Here is a 22,641-nt window from a genome sequence, read left to right as displayed (position 1 = left end):
AAGACGACCATGACGCATGACTTCCTGGAAAGCCTGAAGAACGAGCTGGGTCCTGACGTGTTCTTCGGTGATGACATCCCTGCACGGTATCACAACGACTGGTCCGGCATGACGCCTGTCAGGCCGCTGGCACTGGTGCGTGCGCGAACAACGGAGCATGTGTCCAAGACACTGCGTCTGTGCCATCAGCACAAGGTGCCAGTGACGCCGCAGGGTGGCCTGACGGGTCTTGCCGGTGGGGCAAGGCCCATCGAAGGCGGCGTGGCGCTGTCGCTCGACCGCATGAACGCGATCGAGGAGATCGACACCGTGATGGCGACGATGACGGTGCAGGCCGGCGTCCCGCTCGGCGTCGCACAAAGGACTGCAGAAGATGCCGGGCTGTTCCTCGGACTCGATCTTGGCGCCCGCGATTCCTGCCTGATCGGCGGCAACCTCTCGACCAATGCCGGTGGCAACCGCGTTATCCGCTTCGGCATGGCGCGCGAACACGTGCTCGGTATGGAAGTCGTGCTGCCGGACGGCACGATCATCACATCGCTCAACAAGATGCTGAAGAACAATGCCGGCTATGACCTCAAGCAACTGTTCATCGGCTCGGAAGGAACGCTGGGCGTGATCACCCGCGCAGTCCTGCGCCTGCAGGCAAAGCCCGCCGATCTCGCCACCGCCTTTTGTGGCTGCCCCGATTTTCCGTCCATGCTCGAACTGCTGAAAAGTGCGCGGCAGCATCTCGGCGCCGCGCTCACCTCGTTCGAAGTCATGTGGCCCAGCTTCTATGACTTCATGACGGGTCGTCTGCCGAGCCTTCGCCGCGCCTTCAGCGAACAACACGGCATCTATGTGCTCATCGAGAACGGCGGTCGAAACGCAGAGGACAACAGGATGCTGCTGGAGACCGTGCTCGGTGAAGCACTGGAGAAGGGATGGGTTTCTGATGCGATCCTTCCAGCCTCCAATCGGGAAGCGCGTGATCTCTGGGCGGTGCGGGAAAGCGTCTCCGAATATGGAAAGCTGATGGGACCGACGACGGCCTTCGACGTCGGGGTGCCGACCAGTGCAGCCGGACGGCTGGTCGAAGCGGTCGAGGCCGCGGTGAGCGAGCGATGGCCGGACGCGATCGGTCTCAGCTATGGCCATATCGGTGACAGCAACCTGCATTTCGTCTGCAACATCCCGTCTGCAGGCACGAACCAGCCGTACAAGGCAATTACCGAACTTGTGTTCGACCTCGTCGCCAAGGAAGGTGGCACGATCTCCGCCGAGCACGGCATTGGTCTCGTGAAGAAACCCTACCTCAAGCTCTCCCGAACGCCGGAAGAACTTGCGTTAATGGGGAAGATCAAGCACGCGCTGGACCCTCATAATGTCCTCAACACGGGCAAGGTTCTTCCCGGCAGCGAATACTGAGGCAGCAATAAAGAATCGGCATTAAGGAACCGCCCCCCAACGCGCCCTCTCAACGGGTCGCGTGGCAACATTACGCCCAACAAATTCCCGACGAAGAAGGCTGTAGAAAAACAAGGCATTTGGAGCGACATAGCAAGACGAAGGCTCTCCGAAATCCGGAGGAAGCAAGTCAAACGGAGGATATCGTGCCATGAAGCGCCTCGCCAACTCACTCTTTAGTGGCTTTGAGGAACGGCGCGTCACGCTGCCTCAAACAGATTTCGCAGTGCTCGTTGGCGGCTCCGGCCCACCCGTACTTTTGCTTCACGGATACCCGGAAACGCGCTCAGCCTGGCATAGGATCGCACCGCATCTTCTCAGCTCCCACACGGTTGTGGTGCCTGATCTCCCAGGTTACGGATGGAGCAGGGTGTTGCAAACCTCAACGGGCAGCGGGTCGAAGCGATGGATGGGCAACCAGCTGCATGCCATGATGCGGGAACTGGGTCATCACCATTATGCCGTGGTCGGTCATGACCGCGGTGGCCGGGTGGGGTACAGGCTGGCCCTCGACTTCCCAGAGGCGGTGACAGCCTATGTTTCAGTGACGGTTGTGCCAACGCCGGAAATGTGGGAGGGCTCCAGCAAGGCCTTTGGCATGGGCGCGTGGCACTGGTTTGCGCTGGCGCAGCCAGAGCCGTTGGCGGAAACATTATTGTCTGGCAATCCGCGCATGATCCTCGATTCGAGCCTCAACAAAATGGCGCAGGGCATCGCGCGATTACATCCGTTAGCGATTGAAGACTATCGCATTGCCTTTGACGACCCTTCCGTGCGTCACGCGATTTGCGAGGATTATCGGGCAGGCGCGACGGTGGATGAAGCGGACGATCTGGTTGACCGTGCCAAGCGGCGCAAGATCACGGTTCCGGTGCTCGTGTTCTGGGAGGCGGGCCGTCGCTACGGCGGAGGGCGGGAGCCCCTTGATATCTGGGCAGATTGGGCGAACGACGTCTCGGGCAAGGGCCTTGAAGGCGGGCACATGCTGCCGGAAACCGCGCCTGGGGAGATCCTTGAGATACTCCTGCCCTTTTTACGGAGGGTGTGGCATGCACCGTCAGCCTGAGGGGCACGAGAAGGATGCCGGCCGGGCCACGGCAGAGGCGCTGCTCAGTCTGAGGCAGATTGAGATATTCCACACCGTGATGCAGACCCGCTCGATTACCGCCGCCTCGAAGGTTCTGGCGGTGTCACAACCGTCCCTGAGCCGTACCATCCGCCGGATGGAGGACCTGTTGGGGATCGCGCTCTTTGCCAGGGACCGCAACCGCCTCGTCCCCACATCAGAGGCTCTGGAGATCTACGCTGAGATCGATCCGTTGATACGTCAGATTTCAGGGATCGGTGCTCAGATCAGTCGCATTGCTCGCGGTGAAACGGCGGTCTTTCGGGTCGGTGCGACGGCAAGTGTGGCCAGAGCTTTGGTGCCACAGGCGCTTAAGCAGCTCTCCATCGAGGTCAAAGGCATCGAGCTGTTTTTTGACGTTCTCTCGGTTAATCAGATCGAAGATTATCTCCTCAGCGGCCGCGGTGAAGGCGTTGTGACCATCACATCACCGAATCATCCGTTGGTGGTGATGGAGCAAGTGGGGCAGGCCGATCTCGTTGCAGCCATCCCGAGGAAACACCCGCTCGCGGCATGCAACATGATTCAGGCTGATGATCTGGAGGGCGTCGATTTCATCTCTTTTGAGCCGGGCGGCGCACATCAAAGAGTGGTCGACCGCTTTCTGTCTCGTGCAGGCGTCAATGTTCAGATCAGAGCTGTTGCGCGATTTTCGGACACGGCCCTCGCACTTGCCAATGAAGAAATGGGAATCGTTCTGGTTGACTATCTGACGACGCTGGGGCCGGTGGGGGACAATTTGGTGATCCTGCCAATCGAGCACGCGCCGCGATTTGAGGTGTCCGTTTTATGGAACCGGCAGCGTCCCCATTCTGCGAACCTGCGAAAACTCGTCGAGATCCTCAACGGCAAATTGGCGACCCTCCCCAAGCTTGTGTGATCGCTGGAATTTGTCTTTCCTCTCATGCCCTCAGGGCATAAGAAGCATCACTATTGTTCGTTGTTTTCCCGCCTTACGGATGTCAAAGAGGTTCTGTGACGCCGGAGGAGGCGTTGAGGATTGGAGGCAAGCCGTGAATTTTTCTTTGACACGCCGTCAGGCGCTTATTGGCATGGGCGCAACCGGCGCCGCTGCAGCGTTCGGCATCCCTGCCCGCGCTACGACCCGTAATCTGGCCGTTCTTCATCTCGCCAGCCATGCGCCGAGTTTTATCGCCTTTGAGCGAGGATACTTCAAGGAAGCAGGGCTTGATATCGAGCTAAAGTTCTTTGAAGCAGCTCAACCGATGTCGGTTGCCATCGCATCCAGAGACGCAGATTTCGGCGTCACGTCGATCACCGGCGGCCTTGTCAGCCTCGCACAGAAAGGTGCCATCAAGATTATTGGCGGTGCCTTGACGGAGGAAAAGGGAACGGTTGGCTCCGTCATTCTGGCGTCCAACAAGGCTTACGAGGCAGGCCTTACGAATGCCTCGAAGCTTGCAGGCAAGAGCTTCGGGATCACGACGGCAGGTTCCTCCTTCCATTTCATGGCCTACAAGATTGCCAAGGCCAACAATATCGCGATGTCCGAGATACAATTGCGCCCGCTGCAGAAGCTTGGCGCCATTGTCGGTGCAATCTCGTCGGGGCAGATCGATGCTTGGGCGATCCAAGCAAACGTTGCCAAGAAACTGATACATGATGGTGCAGCGAAACAGATCGGACTGGTCTCCGACTACGCACCGAATTACCAGGTCACGACAGCCTTCACCTCGACAAAGAATGCGACGGACGAACGGGCGATGACGGAAGCCTTCGTCAAGGCCTACTCCCGCGCTATTGCTGACTACAATGCCGCTTTTGTCGATAAGACCACCGATGATGAGAGCCGTGAAAAGCTCGCCCGCATCGTTCATAAATATGTTGAAAGCGACAGCCCGTTCGAGGAAGCCAAGCAGAACCTGATCGACGGTGCCATGCGCATCAATAAGGATCTGGCGCTTTCGGTCGCAAGCTGCACCGAACAGGTTGAATGGATGAAGACTGAAGGCATGGTCAAAGATGCCGTCACGAACGAACAGTTGTTCGACACATCCTACGTCAAGACGATCTGAATGATCACATCAGCATGGGGAGGCAAAATCCGCCCCCATTCGAAGGGCTCCCATGGACCTCAAAGTCGATAACATCAGCCATTATTATGGTTCAGTCGAGGTCCTGAAGGACATTTCGCTCGACATTCCGCAGGGCCAGATCATCTGTCTTATCGGTCCGTCAGGCTGCGGGAAGTCGACGCTCCTCCGCTTTTTGGGCGGACTTGAGCGTCCGACGTCCGGGCAGGTGTTGCAGGTCGGAAATCCGCCTGCGGGGTCTTTGAACCCACTTACCTATGTCTTTCAGCACTTTGCGCTGCTGCCGTGGCGTACCGTCGAAGGCAACATCAAGCTGGTGCTCGAAGATCATGGTTTGAGCAGCGGCGAGATGAATGACATCGTCACCGATGTTCTGGAGCGCACCCGCCTTTCGGATTTTCGAAAGGCGCTGCCCAAGCAGCTGTCTGGCGGCATGCGCCAGCGCGTTGCCATCAGCCGGGCTCTTGCCGTGCGCCCGGCGGTGATGCTGATGGACGAGCCCCTGTCTGCGCTTGATAGCCAGACCCGCGAACTCCTGATGGACGACCTTGTGGCGCTCTGGACGCGACAGCCCTTTACCTCCGTCTACGTGACCCACAACCTCAACGAGGCCGTACGGCTGGGTCACCGGGTGGTGGTCCTTTCTCGCCGACCCGGGCGAATTCGCGAAATTGTGGATATCGATATCCCTCTGAGTGAACGGGAGCTTGGTGATCCGCTGCTTGAGGAAAAGCAGAAACAACTGTGGGCCCTGATGAGGGAGGAAGCCATGGCCGCCGACAAGGAGCTGGTCGATGTCTGATCTGACTTCAAATTCGCCTCTTCCGATCAAGGGCAACACGGATAATGCGTCGCAGAATGCGGTGCGCGCCGTTCAGTTTCGTGGCGGCGGATTTGCGCCAACCCCGGTCCGCGGAATCGCGATCCTGCTGTTCATTATCCTGATTGCACTTGCCGAGATCGGCACACGCACTGGCATCATCTCCAACCTGACCCTGCCGCGACCTTCAGCCGTCGTCGAGACCTTCATTCAGCTCTGGAACACCGGGCTATTGTGGAAGCATCTGCTGCCTTCATTGCAGCGTCTGTTTATCGGAGGTTGCCTTGGGATTTCCTTAGGTATCGTGATTGGCGTCATGATTGGCCTGTTCAGTTATGTGCGTGCCGGCCTTGTGCCGCTGGTTGCTGCATTGTTTCCAATCCCGAAAATTGCGCTTCTTCCGTTGTTTGTCATATGGTTCGGCATTGATGAAATGTCGAAATACATGCTGATCGCGTTTGGCACATTCACACCAACCGTCGTCGCGACCTACGGCGCTGTCGACAATGTGGATCGCTCGCTGATCCGCATGGGGCAGAGCTTCGGTCTTTCATGGTGGTCGATCGTCCGTAAAATTGTACTTCCTGGCGCGTTTCCGGCCATCCTGTCCGGCCTGCGGGTATCGATATCGATTGCCATCATTCTGCTGGTCGCAGCGGAAATGCTCGGCGCGCAATATGGCGTTGGATCCTACATCCTCGAGGCCGGTTCGCTTTACGATCTTGAGAAGCTCTTTGCCGGCGTGACCATCCTCTCGGTCATGGGTCTCATTGTCAGCTATGTGATCGGGCTGATCGAACGGCGCTTTCTGGCATGGCGTGGCTGACGCTGCGCCATCTTTAAGTCAATCCGCGGGAGGCAAGACAATGTTGGCACTGCAGAAGGTGCGTCCTGAAGCCGGTCTTGAGTTTCGTGAGGTCGAAATTCCGTCGGCACCCTCTTCAAACGAGGTGTTGATCAGGGTGGCGGCCGCCGGAATTTGCGGCACTGACCTGCATATTGCAGCCTGGACGCCGGGTTATGAGAGCATGCAGAAGGCCATGCCCGTTACGCTCGGCCATGAATTTTCCGGCGTGATCGAACAGGTCGGCGCCGAAGTTTCGCATCACCTTATCGGCCAACGTGTCACGGTCCGTCCATCCACCACATGTGGTCATTGTGCTGCTTGCCTTGCGGGGCGGGAGGACGATTGCACCAACCGCAAAGGGATCGGCATTGGACGAAGCGGTGCTTTCGCAGAACGGGTCTGCGCCCCCGCTGGCAACTGCCACGCTCTCCCAGACAGCCTCGGCATGGATGTTGCAGCACTGACGGAACCGATGACCGTCTGCCTTGAGGCAGTCAATACGGCCGAGGTTCGCGAGGGCCAGTCGATCCTCGTGCTTGGCCCTGGGTTCATTGGACAAGGCATTGCCATTCTTGCCCGCAGTCGCGGCGCAAAGGTCGTTGTTGCAGGGCGCGATGACCACCCGAGACTGGAGCTGTTGCGCGACCTCGGCTTCGAGTTCCTGATCGACGGCAAGGACACGCCGATCGAACAGGCGCTTGCGGAACATGAGCCGTTCGACGCCATCATCGAGGCGGCTGGGGTGCCGGCCCTTGTCAATGCGACACTTCCCTTTCTCAAGAAGCGGGGCATTTTCACCATCGTTGGCATCCATCCGCGTCCGGCAGAGGTGAACCTGACGCAGCTTGTGCGCATGCATCAGCAGATCCGAGGTTCCTATCGTGCCAGCCCGGCTGACTGGGATACCGTAATTGCATTTTTGAACGACAATCAGGATGTCATGCGCAAGCTGATATCGCACCGGTTTCCGCTTCACGCCGCACTGGAAGGATTTGAAGTCTCGCATCAGCGCATTGCTTCGAAAGTCCTATTGCAGATCGGTGAACCGTCATGAGCGGTGCTTTCCTTGCCCTTTGGAACGATTACCCCGCGACATTGACTGATGAATATGAGGCCTGGCACACCTATGAGCATGTGCCCGAGCGATTGACGACGCCGGGAATGCTATGGGCCCGGCGATACGCAGATTTTGCGCAGCCGGACAATCGCTATTTTACCCTTTACGCCCTGGAAACCCTGCAGGTTCTGGATCAGCCGTCTTATCTCGATCTTGTGCGGCGGCCGACAGACTGGTCGCTGTCCATGCGTCGGCATTTCCTGAACGTCCTACGCATCCCGGCAAGCGATTTCGCCAGTGGCGGATGCGGCCTAGGCGGAAGCCTTATCGCCCAAGTATACGCGGTTGGACGAAAAGACGCTGCTTCGAGATCAAAAGCGTTGGCAGCCGCTTTGGAGCAAATGGCCTCATCCGGCCGCATCCTCGGATACAGCATCGGCCTTGCTGAGCCTAATCAGCGATACGAGGTGTTCGAGCAGACGGACATCACCGATCCGAATTGTCTGAATGTTGTCGTGATGGTCGAAGGGACCACCCGCGCGGGACTGGAAATGGTCTACGACGCAGTAAGCGATGCGGCGACCACCGCCCTCAAGCCTCAGAGCTGCCTTCGTGACGGCATATTCACGCTCTTAGTGACGTATGACGCTGCAAAATTCTCTCCCAATCGCGAACTGCTGACCGCGTCACCGGCTCTCAGATCGCGATTCTGAAGCCCCTCAGTGACGAGTGAGTTTGGCGCCTCCTAGAATTTTCCAGCTGTTTTCTCCCGAAGAGCGGAAGCACGATTCTTATGCCAGCCTCATCTCTTTAAGGATATGCTCCACGCCGCTCATGACGTGCCGGTGGATGATCTCTTTTGCCCCTTTCGAATCCCTAGCCAGCGCAAATTCGAAAAGCGCGCGATGATCATCGGCGACAGCCTGCCCGCGGAAGCTTTTGGCGAGGAGGTGGTAACGCAGGAAGCGATCGAAGACCGAGGAGAGGTTCATCATCAAGGATTCTGAATGGCAGGCCGAAACGATGGAGCGATGGAACTCCCAATCAGAGCGCACCCAATCGACAGTGCGCGAAGCATCACCTGAGAGAATACTGCGCTCCGCAGCCGCCAGTTTGTGGTGCGCCGCCACCACCCGCCCCTCCCATTCCAGATCACCGGCAGCAAAGGCTCGCTCCATGGCATGGACCTCAAGTACGATGCGCAGATCGGCAAGCTCTCGCAATTCCTGCTCGGATGCGGGGCTGACTTCAAAACCCTTTTGGCCTTCGGCCCTCACCAGATTTTCAGCCGTCAGGCGGCTGAGGATTTCTCGCAAGGAGGAGACGCTGATGGAATAGCGCTCCTTTGCCTGCTCAAGCTTGATCTTGCTGCCGGGCGCAAGAACGCCGGCAATGATATCCGCCCTCACCCGACGGAAGACGACATCGCCGATCGTTTCGCCCGTCCGCTCCGGCACGGCATCCGCCGCTCTTTCTTGCGTGCCCCTCGCCATCTATTTTCCCAAGCGATTACGGGTCAGGGCATGCTCCACCCCGCCTTGGATATGCTCTATCAATATCAATTTCGCCGTCTTCTCATCCCGCCTCAGTGCAGCGTCCAGCAGTTGTTGATGCTCCTTGGCGGCGATATCACCACGATAAGACAGGGCGACCATCTGGTAACGCAGGTACTTGTCGAAAACACCGGAATGAGTGTCCATCAAAAGCCTTGAGCCGCAGGCGGAAATCAGTGCCTGATGAAATTCCCAGTCATATCGCTTCCATGTCTCAGCCTCGCTTGTATCGCCGCTCGCCATCACGCTCTCCATGCGGGATAGCTTGTAATGGGCTGAAACGAGGCGTGCCTCCCAGTCGACATCTCCACGCGCGAAGGACTGCTCCAGCGCATGTGTCTCCAGAAGAAGACGGAGGGCTGCGATTTCGCGAAGATCAGATTCGGAGATCGGTGCGACCTCGAAGCCCCGTTGCCCTTCCGCCACGACCAGGCCTTCAGAAGACAAGCGGTTGAGGATCTCCCGCAGCGTGCTGACGCTCGTGTCGTAGGTCTCCTTCATGTTTTCCAGCTTCAGCTTTTGCGACGGGGCCAACCGACCAAAAATGATGTCGGCGCGAATGCGCTTATAGCTGACCTCGGCGACCGACTCTGAAAGATTTTTGGAAACCACGGATATCTCGGATGTTTTGGAAATCGTCCTATGTAACAGCACTGGCGGGGACTTCAACACCAACCCGTGCATCCCCAAAGTTATACTGTAGGTATGCCTTCAGGGCGCATCTGCTTCTTCAGGGCAGCAATGCGGAATATGGCATTGGGCGCACCATAGCCGCGATATCCGGTTCGCTGGACAATCTCGAAGAAGAACCCTTCACCGAAGGTGCCGCTATAGAGCTGAAAATACTCGCCGCCGTCATCTCGGTCGTAAAGAATGTTTTCCGCCTTCAGACGCTCACTGAGCTCCGGGTCAAGACCGAAGCGGGCTTCAACATCACCATAATAGTTTGCCGAAATCGGCAGTGCCCGGAAGCCGTTTTCGCGCAGGGCAGCCGCCGTGGCAAAAATATCAGGGGTTTCGAAGGCAAGATGCTGTACACCCGAGCCGAATTTTTCCGCGATGAAATGCCCCGCGAGCGTGCGTCGGTTCTCCGCACCGTTCAGCGTGATACGCAAGGCGCCACTATTGTTCTCGACAACCTGGCTTCGCACCACCCCCGAGGGATCGATGATATCGACCATCGGCGTTTTATGAGCCTCGAATATCGAGGCGTAGAAGAGCAGCCATGTCAACATTTCATCATAGGCAACCGTCTGGGCGATATGATCGACGCGCTGCAAATGCGCAGAGACGACAGCGTGATCGGCCTCTTCAGACGGTCGGAAATCGATTTCCGAAAACCGACCAAGGTCACTCTTATGATCGATCAGATAAATCAGGCCACCGCCGACACCGCGGATAGCCGGTATCTCCACCTCCCCCTCGGCAACCGGTTGGCCGAAGGGTTCCGCACCCAGCGCAATCGCCCGCACCAACGCCTTTTCAGCATCGTCTACCGCTAATGCAACTGCATAGGCCGAGGTGCCGTGCACGGCGAAGGATGTATTGGCGAAGCCGCTGTCCTCCGTGTTGACCAGAAGACGGATGTCGCCCTGCTCGAAAAGTTCGACCTTTTTTGTTCGGTGGATCTTTGTTTTCCTGAACCCCAGCGTCTTGAGAATTGCGACGAGATTCCGCGCGTCCTCCTGATCGGCAGAAAATTCGACGAAGGCGACGCCCTCAACGGTGGTGCGATCCGGCATCGCGGGGACAGTCAAACCCTCGGCGCCCGGCACCCGCCTTACCTGATCGCCCAGGTAAATCAGCGAACGATGACCGTCTGCCGCAATGGAGCGGGTGGATCCGCCGCGGAATTGGTCGTTGAAGATTTCCAAGGAGAAATAGCCATCATAACCGGTTTGCGCGATGGCTGCCGTGAAAGCCGTGACGGGAAGGTCTCCTTCACCCGGCATGTTTCGGAAGTGGCGCGACCAGTAAAGCAAGTCCATGTCGATCAACGGTGCATCCGCCAACTGAACGATGAAGATCTTGTCTTTCGGGATGGACCGGATCGAATTGATGTCTATCTTGCGGGAAAGGCTGTGGAAACTGTCAAGGATCAAGCCGACATTCTGATGATCGGCGCGCCTTACGATTTCCCAAGCATCGCGATGGTCATTGATATGGCGCCCCCAGGCGAGCGCTTCGAATCCCACGCGCAATCCTCGCTTGGCCGCCCTTTCGCCAAGCTCATGGAAATCGGCGGCCGCACGATCGACCCCGCCCAGGGAGACCGGCGATACATTGGAGCAGACAAGCACAAGATCCGTGCCGAGTTCCTGCATGATGTCAAACTTGAGCTCTGCGCGATCAAACGTCCGTTGTCGATGGGAAGCAGGCATGCCCTCGAAATCGCGAAACGGCTGGAACAGAGTAATCTCAAGTCCGAGGTCTCGCACCATCCGACCTACATCTTTAGGGCTGCCATCAAAGGCGAGGAAGTCGTTCTCGAAGATCTCCACACCGTCAAACCCCGCAGCGGCGATTGCTGCAAGTTTCTCCGGCAGTTCGCCGCTGATGGATACGGTAGCGATCGATGTTTTCATGCACGCTCCTCCCTGAGCATCAGCCTTGGCACCGGCTGCGGCAATCCGAGCATATCGAATCCGGATACCGCACGTCAAATTCAATGCTGAAATCATTTATGCCATAGATTTTCAAAATTCTATGTTGATCGATGCGCTTGTCCGTGGCAGTTCTATGACGACAGCAACGGGAGTGCTGGCTGAACACGCTAGGAGGAGCAACATGTTCGGATTGGAGTTTACGCGTCGTCGTGCCTTGATGGGAGCAGCGGCTCTCTTGGCTGCAGCGTCATTTGCAGGATCGGCCGCTGCGATTACGCCCCAGGAGATCAAAGCGCGTGGCAAGCTGATCGTCGGCATCCAGGGTGACAATCCTCCGTGGGGATTTGTCACCAGCGCTGGCAAGCAGGACGGCTTTGACGCCGACATGGCGACATTGTTTGCCAAGGAGCTTGGCGTGACCGTCGAGTTCGTACCGCTCGAAGTGAACAACCGTATCCCGGCATTGACCTCCGGTCGCGTGGACGTGCTGTTTGCCACAATGGCGATGCTGCCCGACCGCGCAAAGGCCGTCCAATTTTCCAAGCCCTATAATGCAAACGCCATTGTTCTGATCGGCCCTAAGGCCAAGTCGATCAAGACCAATGAAGACATGGCCAACATGACCATCTCGGTTGCCAAGGGCGCGGCCCAGGATACGCAGGTCACCAAGAATGCGCCGGCATCGGCAACCATTCGCCGATACGATGGTGATGCAGCAAGCGTCCAGGCTTTGATTTCCGGTCAGGCCGAGGCGCTGGGCGGCAACATTTTCTACATGGACCGCGTAGAGAAAGCGGCACCGGGCAAGTTTGAAAACAAGCTGGAGTTTCAGAAGCTTTACAACGGTGCCTGCACCCGTCTCGGCGAAAAGGAACTGAATGCCGCGCTGAACACCTTTATCGACAAGATCAAGGCCAACGGCGAATTGAAGACCATCTACGACAAGTGGATGAAAGTTCCTGTGCCCGAATTCCCGCAAAGTCTCGAAGGCATCCCGTTCGCGGCGCAGTGACCTAACGGTCCGGCCTTTGCCGAGCAGTTCTGCAAGCCGACACCGGGTGAAGCGGTGTCGGCAATGCAGACCCGCGGCCCGCTGCCTTCGTTTTCTGACTTCGGAGCATCACCATGAGCAAGACGATCTTCGTGCTGAACGGCCCCAATCTCAACCTCTTGGGAGAGCGTGAGCCCGCGATCTATGGCACCACGACTCTGTCCGACATCCACAGGAACTGCGTCGCGCGTGCGGCCAGGCTCGGCTTCGAGATCGATTTTCGCCAGACCAATTTCGAGGGTGAGCTGATCGAATCCGTTCATCAGGCCCGCAGCCAAGCCTGCGGCATTATCATCAATCCGGCTGGCTACACTTTCACCTCGGTCGCATTGCTGGATGCGTTGAAGATGTTCGATGGGCCGAAAATCGAGCTGCACATATCCAATGTCCACGCCCGGGAGAGCATCTACCACAGTTCCCTCATCTCCCGTGTTGCGACAGGCATCATGATTGGCTTCGGCGCCCGTGGCTACGAACTGGCGATCGAGGCCATGGCCGATATGGCAAGCGCTGCTCGCACGGACACGCTGCGACAGGAGGCGTCATGAACTATACGCTTGATTTCACTCCGGTCATCGAGGGCCTGCCAAGTCTTTTGACGGCCTGCCTTGGCACCTTTACGCTGGCCATCTGCGGCATGCTGCTCGCAACGGTCATCGGCATCGGCGGGGTCGTTCTCCGGCAATCGAAGATTGCCCCCTTGCGCTGGCTGGTCATCGTCTTCGTCGAATTGATCCGCAACACGCCGTTCCTCGTGCAGATCTTCTTCATCTATTTCGCCCTGCCCCTGACTGGCATACGGCTGGACCCAACGCCGACCGCCATCATTGCGCTCGGCATCAATGGTGGTGCCTATGCCATTGAAATCATCCGTGGCGGCGTCCAATCCATCTCGAAGGGGCAGATGGAGGCAGGGCTGGCGCTTGGTCTTCACAAGGGTCAGGTCTTCCGCCTTATCATCCTGAAGCCGGCGCTGAGAGCAATCTTTCCCTCGCTGACCAGCCAGTTTGTACTGCTGACACTGACAACCAGCATTGCATCAGCAATCTCCGCTTACGAACTGACGTCGGTATCCCAGCGGATCGAGTCGGATAGCTTCCGAAGCTTCGAAGTCTACTTCACCGTTACGATCTTCTACCTGGTGATCTCCTGGCTGATGATGCGCCTCTTCGCGCTCTTCTCCGCCCGGTACTTTGCCTATCCGGTCAAATGAGGGCGTGAGCATGGGACGCGATGAATTTCTCTTCCTTCTCATTGGCTTGAAGTGGACGGTTGCGCTTTCTGCCATCGGCTTCGTCTGTGGCTGCCTGGCGGGACTTGTTATTGCGCTGCTGCGGACATCGGGCATGCGCCCCATCGAGCGCGCGACCGCCGGCTATATAGCGCTCTTCCAGGGAACACCGCTCCTGATGCAGCTGTTCGTGGTCTATTATGGCCTTGCGCTGATCGGCATCAAGATGGATGCTTGGGCGGCTGTGGCCGTGGGCCTCACCCTTCACGCCAGCGCCTATCTGGGCGAAATCTGGCGCGGCGGCATCGAGGCTGTCCCGCGCGGGCAGACCGAAGCGTCGAAGGCACTCGCGCTCAGTTACAGCTCGCGGATGAAGGACGTCCTCCTGCCGCAAGCGCTGCGCATATCGCTGCCTGCCACGATCGGCTTCCTCGTGCAGCTCATCAAGGGTACATCGCTCGCCTCGATCGTCGGTTTCACCGAGCTTACCCGCGCGGGCAACATCATCTCCAATCAGATCTTCCAGCCACTGACCGTCTTCGGCATCGTCGGCATGCTCTACTTCATCATGTGCTGCCCGCTGACGATCTACGGCGCCTATCTCGAACGCAAGTTCGCGGCATCTGCGAGGTAGCGCCATGTTTTCCAGCCTCTTCTTCTCCCTGCAGAGCCATACGGAGTTCTTTTCATGAACGACATCGCGACCACCGCAGGCAACACTCACCCCATGATCAGCATGACCGGCGTGGAAAAGTGGTATGGCGCCTTTCAAGCGCTGAAGGACATCAACATCTCCGTTGCAAAAGGCGAGAAGATCGTTCTGTGCGGCCCATCCGGCAGTGGCAAGTCCACGCTGATCCGCTGCATCAATCACCTTGAAACCTACCAGAAGGGCGAGATCCGCGTGAGCGGCACTGTCCTTGGTCATCAGGCAAAGACCATTGATGCGGTGCGCCGGGAAGTCGGCATGGTATTCCAGCAGTTCAACCTCTTTCCGCACCTGACAGTGCTGGAGAACTGCATGCTCGCGCCTCTACGGGCGCTGAAGCTCAGCAGGCAAGAAGCGGAAGGCCGCGCGCGGCAACTTCTGGAGCGGGTCAAGATCGCAGAACAGGCGGATAAATATCCGGCGCAACTGTCCGGTGGCCAGCAACAGCGCGTCGCGATCGCCCGCGCGCTGTGCATGCGCCCGCAGGTCATGCTGTTTGACGAGCCGACCTCCGCGCTCGACCCGGAAATGGTGAAAGAGGTGTTGGATACGATGATCGGACTTGCCGAGGAAGGCATGACGATGATCTGCGTTACACACGAAATGGGCTTTGCCCGGCAGGTGGCCGACCGCGTCATCTTCATGGCAAGCGGCGCCGTCGTCGAGGAAGCGCCGCCTGCCGAATTCTTTTCCAATCCCAAGCACGAACGCACGCGCAAGTTTCTGGGCGAAATCCTTGGACACTGACCAGCGTCTTGCTGGCCGCCGCCTGAATTGTCATCTCATGGAAGGTGAAGCCGATGATCAACGGCAACACGAAACTCATCGCGCATCTTGGCTATCCCACCCATACGTTCAAGGCGCCGCTGATCTACAACCCCTACTTCGAAGAGACCGGCATAGACGCGGCCGTCGTGCCCATGGGGTGTCGCGCGGAAGACTACGCCTCCTTCCTTCCGCTGTTATTCAAGCTTTCCAACATCCACGGCGCGCTTATCACCATGCCGCACAAGATCGTCACGACCGGGCTCCTTGACGAGATTTCCAAGAGCGCTTCGGTCGCCGGTGCCTGCAACGCCGTTCGGCTCAGTGCTGATGGAAGATTGATCGGAGACATGTTCGACGGTGAGGGCTTTGTGCGCGGTGTCCTGCGTCGAGGACGCGTCATCAAGGGCAAACGCGCCATCATGGCCGGTGCTGGCGGTGTAGGATCCGCCATTGCCGCGTCGCTGGCACAAGCCGGCATCGCGGAATTGGCCATTCATGACGCTCATCCCCCCATGATGAACGATCTCGCGCAACGCCTCCGTCATCATTACCCCGACCTTACGGTTGTCACCGGTGTAACCGACCCTGACGGCTACGATATCGTCGTTAATGCGACACCACTCGGTATGCGGGATGACGATCCGCTTCCGTTCGACGTAAACAGGGTCTCTCCCTCCGCTTTCGTTGGTGAAGTCGTCCTAAGCCAAGAAATTACTCCTTTTCTTGCAGCGGTCCGCGCCCGCGAATGCGAGTTCCAGATCGGCATCGACATGCTGTTTGAGCAGATCCCTGCCTATCTCGAGTTTTTCGGCTTTCCGACGACAACCGCAGAGCATCTTCGCGAAATCGCGCGGGTGTGAATTTTCTGGATCCGGGGAGGACCGAAGATGGTACTGAAGATTGCCTTGATTGGCGCAGGCCTGATTGGTCGCGAGCATGCAAAACTCATCAGCTCCAATCCTCGAGTGCAGCTGGAAGCAGTCGCCGATATCTCCGAGGCCGGAAAGGTTCTGGCTGATGAATATGGCACCCGCTATTTTTTCGATGTGCGGGAAATGCTCGATGCAACAAAGCCCGATGGCGTGATCATCGCCTTGCCGAACGCCTTTCATGCAGAGGCGGCCATGGCTTGCATCGAACGCGGCATTCCAAGTCTTGTCGAAAAGCCGGTTGCCGACACCCTGGAAGCAGCGATGCAGTTGACGGAAGCCGTCGAGCGCAAGGGTGTGCCCGTTCTGGTAGGTCACCAGCGCCGGCACAGTCCCGACATTGCCAAGGCCCGGCAACTTATGAACGAAGGTGCGCTTGGTCGCCTCGTGGCTGTCAACGCAATGTGGCTGACGGATAAGCCAACGAACTATTTCGACGCGGCCTGGCGACGCCAGCCCGGGGGCGGCCCGCTTCTCATCAACCTCATCCATGATATCGATTGCCTGCGCTTTATCTGCGGCGAGATCGAAAGTGTCATGGCTTTCTCGTCCAACGAGGTCAGGTCATTCGAGGTGGAGGACACGGCAAGCATCAGCGTGAAATTCACCAATGGTGCTCTCGGCACGCTGCTCATGAGCGACACCGCCGTTTCGCCCTACAACTGGGATACGGCCGCCGGCCAGGCCCTGTATTTTCCGCACCAACCCGAGAACACCTACGTATTTGCGGGAACGAAAGCATCGCTTGCCCTTCCACTCATGGATTTCTGGCGACACGAAAATGAAAACAGCCATTGGCAGCACCCTCTCCTGCGTCAGCACATCACGCTCGATGGTAGCCGCGCCTATGAAAATCAGCTGCATCATTTTCTCGATGTTATCGAAGGCAAGGCGGAGCCGATTGTTTCAGTGAGGGATGGAATGCTGACGCTGGCAACCATCCTTGCCATCACCAAAGCCGGCAAAGAGGGCCGGATCATCAACGTAGCGGACATGCTGGGGTGAACCAGCAATTACATCAAGGAAAACGGCAATGAGCACGGTCTACATCCTGAACGGCCCAAACCTCAATCTGCTCGGCAAACGGCAACCGCACATCTACGGACATGAAACGCTGCAGGATGTTGAGAACGCCTGCCGTGCGCTCGCAAGCGAACTAGGCCACGACATCCGCTTTCACCAGAGCAATCGGGAATACGAGATCATCGACTGGATCCACGAGGCGCGGGACGAGGGGCACGGCATCGTCATCAATCCGGCTGCCTTCACGCATACGTCCGTCGCGATACTGGATGCTCTCAACGCCTTCGAGGGGCCGGTGATCGAAGTGCACATCTCCAATGTCCACAAGCGTGAGAGCTTTCGCCACCACTCCTATGTTTCCCTTCGCGCCGATGGCGTGATTGCGGGGCTTGGCATCGAAGGCTACGAGTTGGCCGTCAGAAGGGTTGCGTCGCTCCTGAGGCTGCAGCAGAAAATGCCTTCATAGAGCAAAATCAGCGGATGTCGGGAGGCTGAGCGATGAAGCACGGCTGTGCTGATTACAATCTCAGAGGCAGCGCGGCGCGAGAAAGTCATCAGCAGGATCCGACGCGGACAATACCCTTAGCGTCCAGTACGGCAATAAGGCGATCCTCTCCATAGGCGCCCAAAGTAATGCCCGATGCTCTTGAACCATATCGAACCCGCTATCCGGATCAGGTTTCACTGAAAACTCCAAGCCTTCCCCTTCAGCGTCTCAATTCGAAGATCAAGATCTTATCCCGAGCGCATTCCCAAAGCCCGAGATTTCACGTAACTCAAGGGCAGCGGCTCGGAATATTCCACCGAGCAATGAGCGCATGAGGCCAAAACCAGACATCCGGCGGCTTGAACTCGGCATCCCTGTCGGCGAGGCCTGGCAGATCAGCTGTCAGATCAAAAAGCTGCTGCGCCACCTCGCGCTCCTCTGGCGTAGAAATGCCAACTTCAATCGGCTTTGCGTTTTCCCGTCGGTGGCAGTTCTCGCATTGGCGGCTATCTCAAACCAATAACTAATGATCTGCGAGCGATTGCTGCGCCCTCCCCCAAACGAGGAGCAAATCGCGTTACCTTACTGTCTCATTTCTACGATAACCTAAAGCGCGGCTTATCTCGTCGGCTGCACTGCGTAGCATCAGCAGCATCGCTTCGCGTCGATCGAGATAACGGATCGTCGGGGCACCGAGGTTGAGCGCTGCCGTTATGCTTCCATTGGCTTCAAAAACGGGCGCGGCGATGCCCGTCGATCCGGTGACGAATTCTTGGTCGTTGATCGCATAACCATCTCGGCGCACCCGCGCCAGCATGTCGCGAATGACGGCAGGATCTGTCACCGTGTAGCGCGTGTAGGAGAGGAACTGGACTCGCTCCAGATAATTGTCCAGCGCGTCCTTCGAGGCATGGGCAAGCAGGACCCTGCCGGTCGCGGTGCAATAGGCCGCGATCGCCGCATCCAGGTTGATATCGTAACGCACGCCCTGTCGGCTGACGCATTTTGCGAGCCTTCGGATGTCGCAATGGGCGTTCATGGTCGCCAGAATGATCGTCTCGCCCGATTCATCGCGCAGCTTTTCCATGAAGGGGCGTGCGGTCAGCACGAGCGGCTCCTCATGCCGCCGGAAGGGAAAGCCGTGTCGGCTCGCCTCGACCAGCACATAACGGCCGGAAGAGTCGCAAACCACATGTCCACGCGCGACCAACGTCTGCACGAGACCGTGAGCACTGCTTTTCGGGAAGGACAGGCTGTGGACAATGTCAGCCAGAGAAACGGCATCCCGCTGAGTGGCGAGATATTCCAGCAAATCGAGAATGCGTCCTGCGCTCTTTATCTCGGAGTTCATATATGTGAACGAAACCCCCATTGCTGACTACCGGTTCGGCTCATAACAATTCTGCCCAGAAACTAGCCACAACCCAAGACAGCATGCCGAAAGGGCGAATGTTTCCATGAACGCAGCCAATACGCAAAACAATATCTCCGAACCCTGGACCTGGCCAAATACTGTTTGGCAGCAGAAGGTACAGAAAGTGCGCGCAGGCCGCTCGCTTCGACCCGCAAAATGGAAAAACGGCGCGCGCATGGCAGTGGCAATCTCCTTTGATTCGGATCATGAGACGGTGGAACTGCGCAATGGCGGCGTCTCCTTCGGCAAAATGAGCCAGGGTCAGTACGGCGCCCGCGCCGGCTCGCCGCGCATCCTGCGCCTGCTTGAGAAATACGGCGTACCGGCCTCGTTTTTCATGCCGGCCGTGTCGGCCATGATCAATCCGGAAGAAGTGAAGACCGTCATTTCCGCCGGCCACGAACTGGCGATCCACAGCTGGATCCACGAATTCAACTCCCGCCTCGACGAAGGGACGGAACGCGATCTGGCATTGCGCGCGGCCGACGAGCTGGAGCGGCTTTCCGGCGTGCGCCCGGTCGGCATGCGCACCGCATCATGGGATTTCAGCCCCTATACACTAAAAATCGCCCGCGAAATGGGCCTTCTCTACGACTCCTCCCTGATGGCCGATGACGAGCCTTACGAACTGCTGGAAGATGGTGAGCCGACCGGTATCGTCGAAATCCCGGTCGAATGGATCCGCGATGACGCGCCTTATGTGGCGATGGACCGGATGACGGGCACCCGCCCCTATGGCGGCCCGGCCATGGTCTTCGACATATTTTCCCGCGAGTTGGAAGCTTCCTATGAAGAAGGCGGGCTTTTCCAACTGACCATGCACCCGCATCATATCGGCCACCGCTCGCGCATCTTCATTCTCGAAGAGATCATCAAGCTCGCCCAATCCAAGGGCGATGTCTGGTTCACCACGCATGCGGAGCTTGCCCGCTACTGCGCCGAGGAGGCCGAACTCTTCAAGTCTTGATCGAAGATCCGGGCGCCCGTGCCATGGGAGGCTGCAGGCGCCGATTTCTATTTGTCTTCAGATATTTAATCAGCACAAACAACAATGAGGGTAAGGGACATGTCTGTAAGATTAACATCCATCGCCGCGGTTTTTCTGACGCTTGCATCGTCTGCCGCTTTTGCACAGTCCAAGGACGCGCTGACGATCGATCTCTCCGGCGATGCCGCGACGCTCGATCCTCACCTGCAGTGGGACACCAACAGCTACAGCATCTACCGCAATATCTTTGACAATCTTCTGACCCGCAATCCGGCCGGCGAGATCGTGCCGCAGATCGCCAAGTCGTGGAAATATACGGACGACAAGACGATCGAGTTCGAGATTCATGATGACGTGACCTTCCAGGACGGCAGCAAGCTGACCGCCGAAGACGTCGCCTTCTCGATCAACCGCATCATCGACCCTAGGCTGAAGAGCCCACAGCTCACCCAGTTCGACCAGATCGCCAAGGCTGAAGTCACTGGTACGAACAAGGTGACGATGACGACCAAGTCCGCCTATCCGGCGCTGCTCGCCCAGCTCGTCAAGCTCTCGATCGTGCCAAAAGCCTATGTCGAAAAGGTCGGCGACCAGGAATTCAACGCCAAACCGCTCGGCTCCGGGCCTTACAAACTCGCCAACTGGCAGAAGGGCGTTCAGACCGAGCTAGAAGCCTATGGCAACTACTGGCGCGTCAAGCCGCCTTTCGCCAAGGTGGCCTTCCGCACCGTGCCGGACGCCTCCACCCGCCTCGCCGACCTGAAGACCGGCAAGGCTGATCTGATCAGCGGCGTCACGCCTGACCAGGCCGCCAGCATGAAGAGCGAAACCGCGATCAAGGTTCTGTCGGCTCCGACCGAACGCGTCGGTTACCTCTATATCAACGCCGAGGCAGGCCCGACCAAGGATGTCCGCGTCCGTCAGGCGATTGCCTACGCTATCGACCGCAGCGCGCTGGTCGATGCCTTGCTGGCTGGTTACGGCAACCCGGTCAATATCGTCGGCGCCAAGCCGATCTTCGGTTACACTGACAAGGTCGAAGGTTACGCCTACGATCCGAAAAAGGCAAAGGCCCTCGTCAAGGCAGCCGGTGCAGAAGGTGCCAAGCTCGAATTCTTGACCTCGCCCGCCTATAACCGCGCGACGATCGAAGCCATCCAGCAGATGATCAACGAAGTCGGCCTCAATGTCGAAATCGCGTCGAGCGATCAGGCGACCTTCCTCAAGCGCCGCCAGGGCGAACCGGCCAATGCCGGCAGCATGGCCTTCGGCGCCTGGTCCTGCGCCTGCCAGGATGCGGACGGCATCATCTTCCCCCTGTTCCGCAGCGGCAGCATCTGGGCCAAGTACAAGAACCCGCAATATGACGCTCTCGTCGACGGCGCCCGCGTGACGCTCGACAAGAACGAGCGGTTGGCCAAGTATGAACAGGCCTACCAGATCCTGAAGGACGACGTGCCCGGCATCGGCCTCTACCAGGCTTTTGCGATCTATGGCGCCAACGCCAAGCTCAACTGGACGCCCACCGCCAACGAGGCGATGTTCGTCACCGACATGAGCTGGCAACAGTAAGCGCGAATGGACAAAGGCGGATCGAATACGATGTTGACATATGCCGTCCAGCGACTGATTCAGGCTGTCATTGCGATTTTCGGCGTGCTTACCATCGTGTTCGTCGTCATGCACTTTTCCGGCGACCCGACGCTTCTGCTCGTGCCGCCGGATGCCTCTGCCCAAATGATTACCGAACTGCGCCATCAGCTCGGTTTCGACCAGCCGCTCTGGGTGCAATATCTGAATTACCTCGGCGGACTTATCCGCTTCGATTTCGGCCAGTCCGTCGTGCAGCGCATTCCGGCGATCGATATCGTCATGTCGCGCGTGCCCTATACGATGATGCTGGCCGGTGGGGCGATCGTCGTTGCGGTCGGCATCGGCATTCCGGCTGGCATCATGATGGCAACCCGCCGAGGAGGCTGGCTGGAACGAGTGCTGACGGCAATCGTCGTCACCGGCCAGAGCGTGCCGACTTTTCTCTCCGGCATCCTGCTGATCTTCGTTTTCGCCGTAACCCTGCGCTGGCTGCCGACTTCAGGCTCGGGCGATTTTGCCTCACTGATCATGCCCTCAGTCGCTCTTGGGGCGCTCTCCATGTCGACCTTCGCGCGCATGACCCGCATCTCGATCATCGACGAACTCGGCAAGGATTACGTGCGGGCCGGCCGTGCCCGCGGCCTTTCCATGGGCTCGGTCGTCACGCGCCATGTCCTTCGCAATGCGGCAATCCCGGTCATCACCATCGCGGCGCTTGAGATCGGTAATCTGCTTGCGGGCGCCGTCATCGTCGAGACAGTCTTCGCCTGGCCGGGCATCGGCCAGCTTGCCATCCAGTCGATCCAGTCGCGCGACTTCCTCGTCGTGCAGGTGATCGTGCTTTTGATTTCCTTCGTCTACGTGCTGACATCGGTCGCCGCCGACTTCGTTTATGCGCTGGTCGATCCGCGCATCCGTCTAGCCCGATAGGAGAGA

Annotated in this window: 23 protein-coding genes; 19 read left to right on the top strand and 4 right to left on the bottom strand. The window is 58.1% G+C overall.

The annotated features are described in order from the left end of the window. Positions 1-9: 9 nt before the first annotated feature. The 8 genes from Q2T52_RS11495 (at position 10) to Q2T52_RS11460 (ending at position 8,066) form a co-directional block, all read left to right on the top strand. Entirely contained in the window at positions 10-1,410 is a 1,401-nt protein-coding gene (locus tag Q2T52_RS11495; RefSeq protein ID WP_302076876.1) for an FAD-binding oxidoreductase, read from the top strand. A gap of 190 nt (positions 1,411-1,600) precedes the next feature. Next, positions 1,601-2,515 carry an alpha/beta fold hydrolase gene (locus tag Q2T52_RS11490; RefSeq protein WP_302076875.1) on the top strand — a complete coding sequence of 305 codons (915 nt, stop codon included), beginning with the start codon at positions 1,601-1,603 and terminating at the stop codon, positions 2,513-2,515. Next, the gene (locus Q2T52_RS11485) at positions 2,499-3,455 is read left to right on the top strand and encodes a LysR family transcriptional regulator (RefSeq protein ID WP_302076874.1); all 957 of its coding nucleotides are present in this window, start codon (positions 2,499-2,501) and stop codon (positions 3,453-3,455) included. The genes Q2T52_RS11490 and Q2T52_RS11485 overlap by 17 nt, the downstream gene beginning before the upstream one ends. A 133-nt stretch (positions 3,456-3,588) precedes the next feature. Continuing rightward, positions 3,589-4,611 (top strand): ABC transporter substrate-binding protein, encoded by a 1,023-nt coding sequence (locus Q2T52_RS11480; protein WP_302076873.1) that lies wholly within the window; start codon positions 3,589-3,591, stop codon positions 4,609-4,611. Between the two features lie 52 nt (positions 4,612-4,663). After that, a complete protein-coding gene (locus tag Q2T52_RS11475) occupies positions 4,664-5,431 on the top strand; it encodes an ABC transporter ATP-binding protein (RefSeq protein WP_302076872.1) in 768 nt (255 codons plus the stop codon). Next, on the top strand, positions 5,424-6,275 hold the full coding sequence (locus Q2T52_RS11470) for an ABC transporter permease (RefSeq protein ID WP_302076871.1): 852 nt from the start codon (positions 5,424-5,426) through the stop codon (positions 6,273-6,275). Before Q2T52_RS11475 ends, Q2T52_RS11470 begins: the two co-directional genes overlap by 8 nt. Before the next feature lie 40 nt (positions 6,276-6,315). Beyond that, a complete protein-coding gene (locus Q2T52_RS11465) occupies positions 6,316-7,350 on the top strand; it encodes a zinc-dependent alcohol dehydrogenase (RefSeq protein ID WP_302076869.1) in 1,035 nt (344 codons plus the stop codon). Further along, positions 7,347-8,066 carry a hypothetical protein gene (locus Q2T52_RS11460; RefSeq protein ID WP_302076867.1) on the top strand — a complete coding sequence of 240 codons (720 nt, stop codon included), beginning with the start codon at positions 7,347-7,349 and terminating at the stop codon, positions 8,064-8,066. The genes Q2T52_RS11465 and Q2T52_RS11460 overlap by 4 nt, the downstream gene beginning before the upstream one ends. A 78-nt stretch (positions 8,067-8,144) precedes the next feature. Here the strand turns inward: Q2T52_RS11460 and Q2T52_RS11455 are convergent, their stop codons facing one another. The 3 genes from Q2T52_RS11455 to Q2T52_RS11445 all read right to left on the bottom strand — a co-directional run bounded on the left by Q2T52_RS11455 (position 8,145) and on the right by Q2T52_RS11445 (position 11,491). After that, positions 8,145-8,846 carry a GntR family transcriptional regulator gene (locus Q2T52_RS11455; RefSeq protein ID WP_302076866.1) on the bottom strand — a complete coding sequence of 234 codons (702 nt, stop codon included), beginning with the start codon at positions 8,844-8,846 and terminating at the stop codon, positions 8,145-8,147. Continuing rightward, positions 8,847-9,518 carry a GntR family transcriptional regulator gene (locus tag Q2T52_RS11450; protein ID WP_302076865.1) on the bottom strand — a complete coding sequence of 224 codons (672 nt, stop codon included), beginning with the start codon at positions 9,516-9,518 and terminating at the stop codon, positions 8,847-8,849. 80 nt (positions 9,519-9,598) lie between these two features. Further along, positions 9,599-11,491 carry a bifunctional sugar phosphate isomerase/epimerase/4-hydroxyphenylpyruvate dioxygenase family protein gene (locus Q2T52_RS11445; protein ID WP_302076864.1) on the bottom strand — a complete coding sequence of 631 codons (1,893 nt, stop codon included), beginning with the start codon at positions 11,489-11,491 and terminating at the stop codon, positions 9,599-9,601. Positions 11,492-11,693: 202 nt separating this feature from the next. Here Q2T52_RS11445 and Q2T52_RS11440 point away from each other — a divergent pair, with 202 nt between their 5' ends. The 8 genes from Q2T52_RS11440 (at position 11,694) to aroQ (Q2T52_RS11405) (ending at position 17,689) form a co-directional block, all read left to right on the top strand. Next, entirely contained in the window at positions 11,694-12,524 is an 831-nt protein-coding gene (locus tag Q2T52_RS11440) for a transporter substrate-binding domain-containing protein (RefSeq protein WP_302076863.1), read from the top strand. Between the two features lie 113 nt (positions 12,525-12,637). Beyond that, positions 12,638-13,111, top strand: coding sequence for a type II 3-dehydroquinate dehydratase (aroQ, locus tag Q2T52_RS11435; RefSeq protein WP_302076862.1), 474 nt, complete (start codon positions 12,638-12,640; stop codon positions 13,109-13,111). Next, a complete protein-coding gene (locus Q2T52_RS11430; RefSeq protein ID WP_302076861.1) occupies positions 13,108-13,776 on the top strand; it encodes an amino acid ABC transporter permease in 669 nt (222 codons plus the stop codon). Before aroQ (Q2T52_RS11435) ends, Q2T52_RS11430 begins: the two co-directional genes overlap by 4 nt. A 10-nt stretch (positions 13,777-13,786) precedes the next feature. Continuing rightward, positions 13,787-14,428, top strand: coding sequence for an amino acid ABC transporter permease (locus Q2T52_RS11425; RefSeq protein ID WP_302076860.1), 642 nt, complete (start codon positions 13,787-13,789; stop codon positions 14,426-14,428). Between the two features lie 93 nt (positions 14,429-14,521). Next, positions 14,522-15,250, top strand: coding sequence for an amino acid ABC transporter ATP-binding protein (locus Q2T52_RS11420; RefSeq protein ID WP_302077265.1), 729 nt, complete (start codon positions 14,522-14,524; stop codon positions 15,248-15,250). Positions 15,251-15,303: 53 nt separating this feature from the next. Then, on the top strand, positions 15,304-16,131 hold the full coding sequence (locus Q2T52_RS11415; protein ID WP_302076859.1) for a shikimate dehydrogenase family protein: 828 nt from the start codon (positions 15,304-15,306) through the stop codon (positions 16,129-16,131). Positions 16,132-16,158: 27 nt separating this feature from the next. Then, on the top strand, positions 16,159-17,205 hold the full coding sequence (locus tag Q2T52_RS11410) for a Gfo/Idh/MocA family protein (protein WP_302076858.1): 1,047 nt from the start codon (positions 16,159-16,161) through the stop codon (positions 17,203-17,205). A gap of 28 nt (positions 17,206-17,233) precedes the next feature. Next, positions 17,234-17,689, top strand: a complete 456-nt coding sequence (gene aroQ / locus Q2T52_RS11405; RefSeq protein ID WP_302076857.1) for a type II 3-dehydroquinate dehydratase — start codon at positions 17,234-17,236, stop codon at positions 17,687-17,689. A 598-nt stretch (positions 17,690-18,287) separates the two neighbouring features. On the opposite strand, the gene Q2T52_RS11400 is transcribed toward aroQ (Q2T52_RS11405), so the two are convergent. After that, the gene (locus Q2T52_RS11400; RefSeq protein WP_302076856.1) at positions 18,288-19,061 is read right to left on the bottom strand and encodes an IclR family transcriptional regulator; all 774 of its coding nucleotides are present in this window, start codon (positions 19,059-19,061) and stop codon (positions 18,288-18,290) included. Positions 19,062-19,167: 106 nt separating this feature from the next. Between Q2T52_RS11400 and Q2T52_RS11395 the strand changes: the two genes are divergently transcribed. The 3 genes from Q2T52_RS11395 to Q2T52_RS11385 all read left to right on the top strand — a co-directional run bounded on the left by Q2T52_RS11395 (position 19,168) and on the right by Q2T52_RS11385 (position 22,635). Then, entirely contained in the window at positions 19,168-20,091 is a 924-nt protein-coding gene (locus tag Q2T52_RS11395; RefSeq protein WP_302076855.1) for a polysaccharide deacetylase family protein, read from the top strand. A gap of 99 nt (positions 20,092-20,190) precedes the next feature. Beyond that, positions 20,191-21,684 carry an ABC transporter substrate-binding protein gene (locus tag Q2T52_RS11390; protein WP_302076854.1) on the top strand — a complete coding sequence of 498 codons (1,494 nt, stop codon included), beginning with the start codon at positions 20,191-20,193 and terminating at the stop codon, positions 21,682-21,684. Between the two features lie 30 nt (positions 21,685-21,714). Continuing rightward, complete coding sequence (locus Q2T52_RS11385) at positions 21,715-22,635, top strand: ABC transporter permease (protein WP_302076853.1); 921 nt, start codon at positions 21,715-21,717, stop codon at positions 22,633-22,635. Positions 22,636-22,641 lie beyond the last annotated feature (6 nt).

The organism is Rhizobium oryzicola (assembly GCF_030504645.1).
Lineage (GTDB): Bacteria > Pseudomonadota > Alphaproteobacteria > Rhizobiales > Rhizobiaceae > Neorhizobium > Neorhizobium oryzicola.
Note: the sequence above shows the minus strand (reverse complement) of the source record. Positions and strands in the feature narration are given on the sequence as shown.

Coding starts and splice junctions, on each gene's coding strand:
- Q2T52_RS11485 (WP_302076874.1), top strand. CDS start 2,499: ATGCACCGTCAGCCTGAGGGGCACGAGAAGGATGCCGGCCGGGCCACG.
- Q2T52_RS11415 (WP_302076859.1), top strand. CDS start 15,304: ATGATCAACGGCAACACGAAACTCATCGCGCATCTTGGCTATCCCACC.
- Q2T52_RS11400 (WP_302076856.1), bottom strand. CDS start 19,061: ATGAACTCCGAGATAAAGAGCGCAGGACGCATTCTCGATTTGCTGGAA.
- Q2T52_RS11420 (WP_302077265.1), top strand. CDS start 14,522: ATGATCAGCATGACCGGCGTGGAAAAGTGGTATGGCGCCTTTCAAGCG.
- Q2T52_RS11465 (WP_302076869.1), top strand. CDS start 6,316: ATGTTGGCACTGCAGAAGGTGCGTCCTGAAGCCGGTCTTGAGTTTCGT.
- Q2T52_RS11495 (WP_302076876.1), top strand. CDS start 10: ATGACGCATGACTTCCTGGAAAGCCTGAAGAACGAGCTGGGTCCTGAC.
- Q2T52_RS11425 (WP_302076860.1), top strand. CDS start 13,787: ATGGGACGCGATGAATTTCTCTTCCTTCTCATTGGCTTGAAGTGGACG.
- Q2T52_RS11395 (WP_302076855.1), top strand. CDS start 19,168: ATGAACGCAGCCAATACGCAAAACAATATCTCCGAACCCTGGACCTGG.
- Q2T52_RS11470 (WP_302076871.1), top strand. CDS start 5,424: ATGTCTGATCTGACTTCAAATTCGCCTCTTCCGATCAAGGGCAACACG.
- Q2T52_RS11475 (WP_302076872.1), top strand. CDS start 4,664: ATGGACCTCAAAGTCGATAACATCAGCCATTATTATGGTTCAGTCGAG.
- aroQ (WP_302076857.1), top strand. CDS start 17,234: ATGAGCACGGTCTACATCCTGAACGGCCCAAACCTCAATCTGCTCGGC.
- Q2T52_RS11410 (WP_302076858.1), top strand. CDS start 16,159: ATGGTACTGAAGATTGCCTTGATTGGCGCAGGCCTGATTGGTCGCGAG.
- Q2T52_RS11445 (WP_302076864.1), bottom strand. CDS start 11,491: ATGAAAACATCGATCGCTACCGTATCCATCAGCGGCGAACTGCCGGAG.
- Q2T52_RS11390 (WP_302076854.1), top strand. CDS start 20,191: ATGTCTGTAAGATTAACATCCATCGCCGCGGTTTTTCTGACGCTTGCA.
- Q2T52_RS11430 (WP_302076861.1), top strand. CDS start 13,108: ATGAACTATACGCTTGATTTCACTCCGGTCATCGAGGGCCTGCCAAGT.
- Q2T52_RS11385 (WP_302076853.1), top strand. CDS start 21,715: ATGTTGACATATGCCGTCCAGCGACTGATTCAGGCTGTCATTGCGATT.
- aroQ (WP_302076862.1), top strand. CDS start 12,638: ATGAGCAAGACGATCTTCGTGCTGAACGGCCCCAATCTCAACCTCTTG.
- Q2T52_RS11460 (WP_302076867.1), top strand. CDS start 7,347: ATGAGCGGTGCTTTCCTTGCCCTTTGGAACGATTACCCCGCGACATTG.
- Q2T52_RS11440 (WP_302076863.1), top strand. CDS start 11,694: ATGTTCGGATTGGAGTTTACGCGTCGTCGTGCCTTGATGGGAGCAGCG.
- Q2T52_RS11490 (WP_302076875.1), top strand. CDS start 1,601: ATGAAGCGCCTCGCCAACTCACTCTTTAGTGGCTTTGAGGAACGGCGC.
- Q2T52_RS11455 (WP_302076866.1), bottom strand. CDS start 8,846: ATGGCGAGGGGCACGCAAGAAAGAGCGGCGGATGCCGTGCCGGAGCGG.